The organism is Acidovorax sp. SUPP2825 (genome assembly GCF_030158995.1).
Classification (GTDB): Bacteria; Pseudomonadota; Gammaproteobacteria; order Burkholderiales; family Burkholderiaceae_C; genus Paracidovorax.
Genome location: NZ_BQXK01000045.1, coordinates 1 through 4702 on the forward strand (window position 1 = coordinate 1; position 4702 = coordinate 4702).

5 protein-coding genes and 4 pseudogenes are annotated in these 4702 nt (G+C 56.4%); 3 read left to right on the forward strand and 6 right to left on the reverse strand.

What is annotated here, in order from left to right:
* Positions 1–116 (forward strand): annotated as a pseudogene (locus AVAK2825_RS24465) (IS5/IS1182 family transposase); the annotation flags it as partial.
* Between the two features lie 5 nt (positions 117–121).
* Here AVAK2825_RS24465 and AVAK2825_RS24470 read toward each other — a convergent pair.
* Positions 122–517: pseudogene (locus AVAK2825_RS24470) on the reverse strand (integrase core domain-containing protein); the annotation flags it as partial.
* Between the two features lie 216 nt (positions 518–733).
* A complete protein-coding gene (locus AVAK2825_RS24475; protein WP_284403087.1) occupies positions 734–1246 on the reverse strand; it encodes a helix-turn-helix domain-containing protein in 513 nt (170 codons plus the stop codon).
* Between the two features lie 109 nt (positions 1247–1355).
* On the opposite strand from AVAK2825_RS24475, the gene AVAK2825_RS24480 reads away from it, so the two are divergent.
* Positions 1356–1790: a hypothetical protein gene (locus AVAK2825_RS24480; protein ID WP_284403088.1), complete on the forward strand. Its 435-nt coding sequence runs from the start codon at positions 1356–1358 to the stop codon at positions 1788–1790.
* On the opposite strand, the gene AVAK2825_RS24485 is transcribed toward AVAK2825_RS24480, so the two are convergent.
* Positions 1748–2089: a helix-turn-helix domain-containing protein gene (locus tag AVAK2825_RS24485; protein ID WP_284403089.1), complete on the reverse strand. Its 342-nt coding sequence runs from the start codon at positions 2087–2089 to the stop codon at positions 1748–1750. The two genes, AVAK2825_RS24480 and AVAK2825_RS24485, sit on opposite strands and share 43 nt — an antisense overlap.
* Before the next feature lie 107 nt (positions 2090–2196).
* Here AVAK2825_RS24485 and AVAK2825_RS24490 point away from each other — a divergent pair, with 107 nt between their 5' ends.
* Entirely contained in the window at positions 2197–2649 is a 453-nt protein-coding gene (locus AVAK2825_RS24490; protein WP_284403090.1) for an HAD domain-containing protein, read from the forward strand.
* A 404-nt stretch (positions 2650–3053) separates the two neighbouring features.
* On the opposite strand, the gene AVAK2825_RS24495 is transcribed toward AVAK2825_RS24490, so the two are convergent.
* The 3 genes and pseudogenes from AVAK2825_RS24495 to AVAK2825_RS24895 all read right to left on the reverse strand — a co-directional run.
* Positions 3054–3617: a hypothetical protein gene (locus AVAK2825_RS24495; protein ID WP_284403091.1), complete on the reverse strand. Its 564-nt coding sequence runs from the start codon at positions 3615–3617 to the stop codon at positions 3054–3056.
* Between the two features lie 314 nt (positions 3618–3931).
* Positions 3932–4228, reverse strand: a pseudogene (locus tag AVAK2825_RS24890) (transposase); the annotation flags it as partial.
* Positions 4221–4580 (reverse strand): annotated as a pseudogene (locus tag AVAK2825_RS24895) (alpha-hydroxy acid oxidase); the annotation flags it as partial. The pseudogenes AVAK2825_RS24895 and AVAK2825_RS24890, both read right to left, overlap by 8 nt.
* Positions 4581–4702: the final 122 nt, after the last annotated feature.

Sequence of the window (4702 nt, forward strand, 5' to 3'; positions counted from 1 at the left end):
TTGCTGGCTTTGGAAAGCTGCGCATTCGCTTTGAGCGGCGACTGGACATCCACCAGGCGCTGCTGAAATTGGCCGCAGCCATCATCTGCTCGCGGTTTGTTGAGAGGTCGTGTTAGCCACTCTAAAGCGCCTGCTCAGCCTCTACAGTCTGTTGCCGCCTGAACTCCCGAGGCGAACGCATTTTCAGCGAAGAATGCGGATGCACCTCGTTGAAATGCTCGAAGGCCACTGGCAGTTGCGCCAGTATCGTCTGCGCGTCACGCAGGTCCATGCGGGCCACGTAGTCGCGCTTGAAGGTGTTCACGAAGCTCTCGGCCATGCCGTCGCTTTGCGGACTGCAGACAGGCGTGTTGATGGGCTTCAGGCCCAGCGCGCGTGCCAGTGTCCTCGTTTCGGCGGCGATGTAGGCGCCGCCGTTGTCACTGAGGAACTCCAACTCCTGGCCCTGCGGGACCGCTTCGACCGAGCCGAAGCGGCGTTCGACTGCCTCGATGAGCATCTCGCGCACCGGCTCACCTCGGGAAGGTCTGCGTAACGCGCTTTGAGATGTGCTGATGTCGAGCTGCAAGCCGATTTGCAGCGTAAGCTTCGTCGGGGCTCAGCGTCAGACCGTTTTCGGCCCACTTCCCGGCCGTCTGGCCGTTTGCAGGCACACTCATGCCTACGCCCCCACTTACTTGCTATCAGCCCATCAACTACCATCCCCATCATCGTTCAGCCTTACAAGGCTTACTTACCAAAGTCCCCGCTTATTGACTTTCGATAGCAGTCTTGATAACGAGTCCAGCACTTCCGGTTCCCGGGCAAGCTCAGTGATCCTAGAAAGTTCTGGTAAATCGAAATCAACGCCGGCAATTTCACGTGTCCGCCGAAGCACTTGCTCCATCAAGGTGGTCCTCGGAACCAGTATGTAGTGCACTTCGCAGTCCAGGCCTTGGGCGAGCTTGGCGAGGGTGTTTAGAGAAATGGTTCCATTCGCTTCTCCCTGCTCCAACTTTCGTATTCCCTGAGCTGTCATGCCCAGGCGGGCTCCAAGAGCTTGGGAACTCATGCCCATAGCAAGGCGAATGGTCTTCGTCCAACCGCACCGGGGCGTGGCCATCCGCTGCAGTCTTGCAAATTCGCAAAACTGCCGATCAAGCTCGGCCAAGCGTGTGAGATCCAGGCGGTTTTTCAAAGGCGCAATGAGGGTTGGCAACTGACGGGTTGCCCATGCAGTGAACTTGGGCAACCGGTAGCTTTCCATTCGCGCAAAGGTGAGCGTTGAGCGTTCATTCGACTCCAATGCTCAGCTATCTTCACGCGTTCGGTCCAGATGGGACCAAATAGTCTCATATTTTCTTGAACGAGGAATCATGCTGCGCGTGGACAAAGCGACCCTTGGAAAATTCGGTGAACCAGAACTGGCAAGCCTCATCGGTTTGAGAGGATGGCAATCAGTTCTGCCGGACGCCCTGGACGACCAGCAACTTCTGTTGGTCTCTGATCAATTGCGGGACTTGCTTGCTGGCCAGGGTTGGGATGACACCCGTGGACCGGGCAGTGCGGCGCTCCCCATCAGTCTGCTCCTGCTGTCGAAGGCTGGAGCAATGCGCTCTGGCAAGAATCTGGATGTGGCGATGGACACCTTGCATGAGGCCATGACCCTGCTCAGCGTTACAGTGGACAGAGAAATCGTCAGCCGCATGCTTCATCGCCAGGATGGCAGCACAGGCGCGGGATTGATGCAGGGCCTGGGGTTGCTTGTTCAGAACGTCTCAGAGCCCTTCAAGTCACCTTGTCCAGCCTGACCTGAGGCCAAGGCGCGCAAGTCGGCTTTGATGACCTTGAGGAGTTCGCTGACCGAAGCCGGGTCCAGTGTTTGGCAGTATGCAGCGGCGACCAGCGTCAGAGGATGAATCTGCAGGTTCTCGGCTAACCCTTCAATGGTGCGAATGCCCGGCACCTGATGGCCTTGCTCGACCCGGCTGATGTGCCGCCTGCTGGTTGCAAACAGCATGTCTTCCTGGGTGACGCCCCGTGCCGCGCGCAACTGCTGCAGCGCACGACCAAAGTCGGCTTGGGGACGGGCATTCTTCCGGGAAGGCATTGCCTCGATTTCCGCCCAACGGGACTTAGAAGACCACGACCAAATAGTCTCATTGCGGCAGTGAAGCGCTGAAAATTCATTCTTCAACCGCCCCCGCTCGCCCCGACATGCCCATACTCTTCCTGGATTTCGACGGAGTTCTGCATCCAGAGCATTGCCATGAGTCGAAGCACTTTTGCTGCCTGCCATTGCTGGAGAGAGCGGTGCGTCAAGTTCCAGAGTGCGAACTGGTGATCACCAGCACTTGGCGGCTGCAGTACCCTTTGGTGCGCCTTCGGCAGCGGTTTTCTGCGGACGTGGCTGCCAGGATTACAGGGACCACGCCCAGGTTCACGGAGCTGACGGATGTGCCCGATACGCTGGTGGGCTACGAGCGCGAGGCGGAGTGCCGTGCGTGGCTGTGGGCCCATCAAGTTGCCCACCGGCCCTGGTTGGCGGTGGATGATCGTTCTTGGCTCTATCGACCGTTTTGCAGATCTCTGTTTCTGGTGAATGGCAGGGAGGGACTCACTTCAATCGCCAGCGAGCAACTGGCCGCGCGGTTGCGTCAACTCCTGTAGATGGCCGCTGCATGACGCCAACATGGACTATTGAACACGCATCCAGAAAACGACATCACGGCCCTCGCTTGGCCAGAGCATGGCCGCTGAGCCTGGAAGCACGCAGGGTGAGAGGTGCGTATTCCGGACGCACCTGAACACTGAGTCCATTTCGAGCTGACCACTATGCCAGCACCGATGACAGATCGCCAATCACACTATCCAGGCGCGCCTCTAGGGCAGGATTCGGCCAGAAGCCGCCGCTGGCGGTTAGGGCGCAAGCCGCTGGACTGACGCCCCATGAAAGAAGCCCTCATATGAGGGCTTCATGAGGAAGGTCACCGAAACGATTCGAGGGCTTATTCCGCTTTACTTGTGTAGTGTGTCCACTTCATTAAAAACCTATTCTAAGGCAGTCAGTCCGTTCAGGGGTTTTTTCTAGCCCACTGGATAAATGAATTGAAGAGAGGATAGCGGACATTTTGATCGTTGACGCCTGCCCAGGCAATGTCTAGTTTGACCTCGGCCAAAAATATTTGATCCAGCGTTGTCGGATCAGTTGCTATAAGCTGGAGATAAGGTTGATGCTCCCCAGGCTTACGCAGAGACTTCGCATGCACCCATAGAAATGGCTTGTAGGCTTTTGCGAGCCGAGTTAAGCCTATTGGTTCGGCAATACTCGAAACTTGGTCTTGAAGGCCTTTCGTGACAATCAGTTTCTGGATGTCTTCGAAAGATAGCACTTCTTTAAAAACGTTAGTGGCTCTGAGTTGCTGCAGACCATATTCGCCACCGTTAGACATTACGGCGATGCCGTTGAACTTACTTAATGAAATATCCTTGGCGATTACGGTTGTTGCATTACCAACCGTTCCTATTTCGCTTTTCAACAGACCAGTTTGTGGGTCGACAGGCGCGACTTTCAAATGACTAGCACAGCCCACCAGCGCAACCGCAGCCAAAACAACGGCAAAACTCAAAAAACGCACACATTTCTCCAAGTTAAACTGCAATTTCGCAGTTAGCCGATTGTCTCACACTGAGACTATATGTAACAATTACGTGAAAATTGTTTAGAGCATGTCATCAACTTCTCGCCGCAGTGCAGAGTCCAGCGTTGATGACCAGTCAGTCCGGTGCCACGAACACCACACCAGCTATCTTCTGTTACCGGCGGCAACCGGCCAATTTTGTTGAAAAACTCGGTTCGACCCACGCTGTACGCGAGGTCCTTTGACCGGCTGAGTTGATCGTGGCGCTTTGTGAGTAGCCTCAGCGAGGCACGGCACCCTGCCGTGCCCCTTCACATCGCCATCGACACTTTGTGTTCTCCACTTGGGGTCAACCGCTTGGCCATGCGCCGCAGGTTTTGCGCCGTTGCAGCCAATAGGAACTCGTCTTGCGCACCAGTAAGACCGCGCAACCTCAAGCGGTCGAGCTTCAAGATCCGCTTGAGGTGCGCGAACAGCATCTCGACCTTCTTTCGATCACGTCTTGATTGCACATACGCTGGCGTCGCTGATATGGCGCGAGCAACGTCCCGTGCCGCCTCATGGACGCTTCGTGCAATCTTGCGCATGGGTGTGTTCGGGCAAGACCGGCAGTTTGGTGATGCTCTGCAACCACTCAACGTCCTGCCAGGTCGGAGCATGTTGGAGCAGACCGTCAAACAAAGCACTCTGACCCGGCGACAAGTAAACGGGGGGCGGCGCTGCCAATCCTGCTAGGTTTACAGCAAGTGCGCCTGCGGGAACGCGGAATCCTGCACGGCGCTCTCGGTCTCTAGCGCCGCTACTTGGGGCGTCTACTGTCAACACCAGCGCTTCGTAGCCAGCAGCCTCAGCGCGCTGAATCAGCTCGCGTGTAAATCCTCGATCGTGTTGCAGATAGAGCTGGAACCACAGAGGCCCTCTCCCCGGATCGGAATGAATTGCCTTGGCGACTACCTCTAGAGCGTGTTATGAACTTTGCTCCGTGAGAGCGAAGCCAAGGGTAGAGTTTGCAGATGCCCCGCAAGCCCTACCCAACAGACGTCAGCGATGAAGAATGGAGCTTCGCTGCGCCTTACCTGACC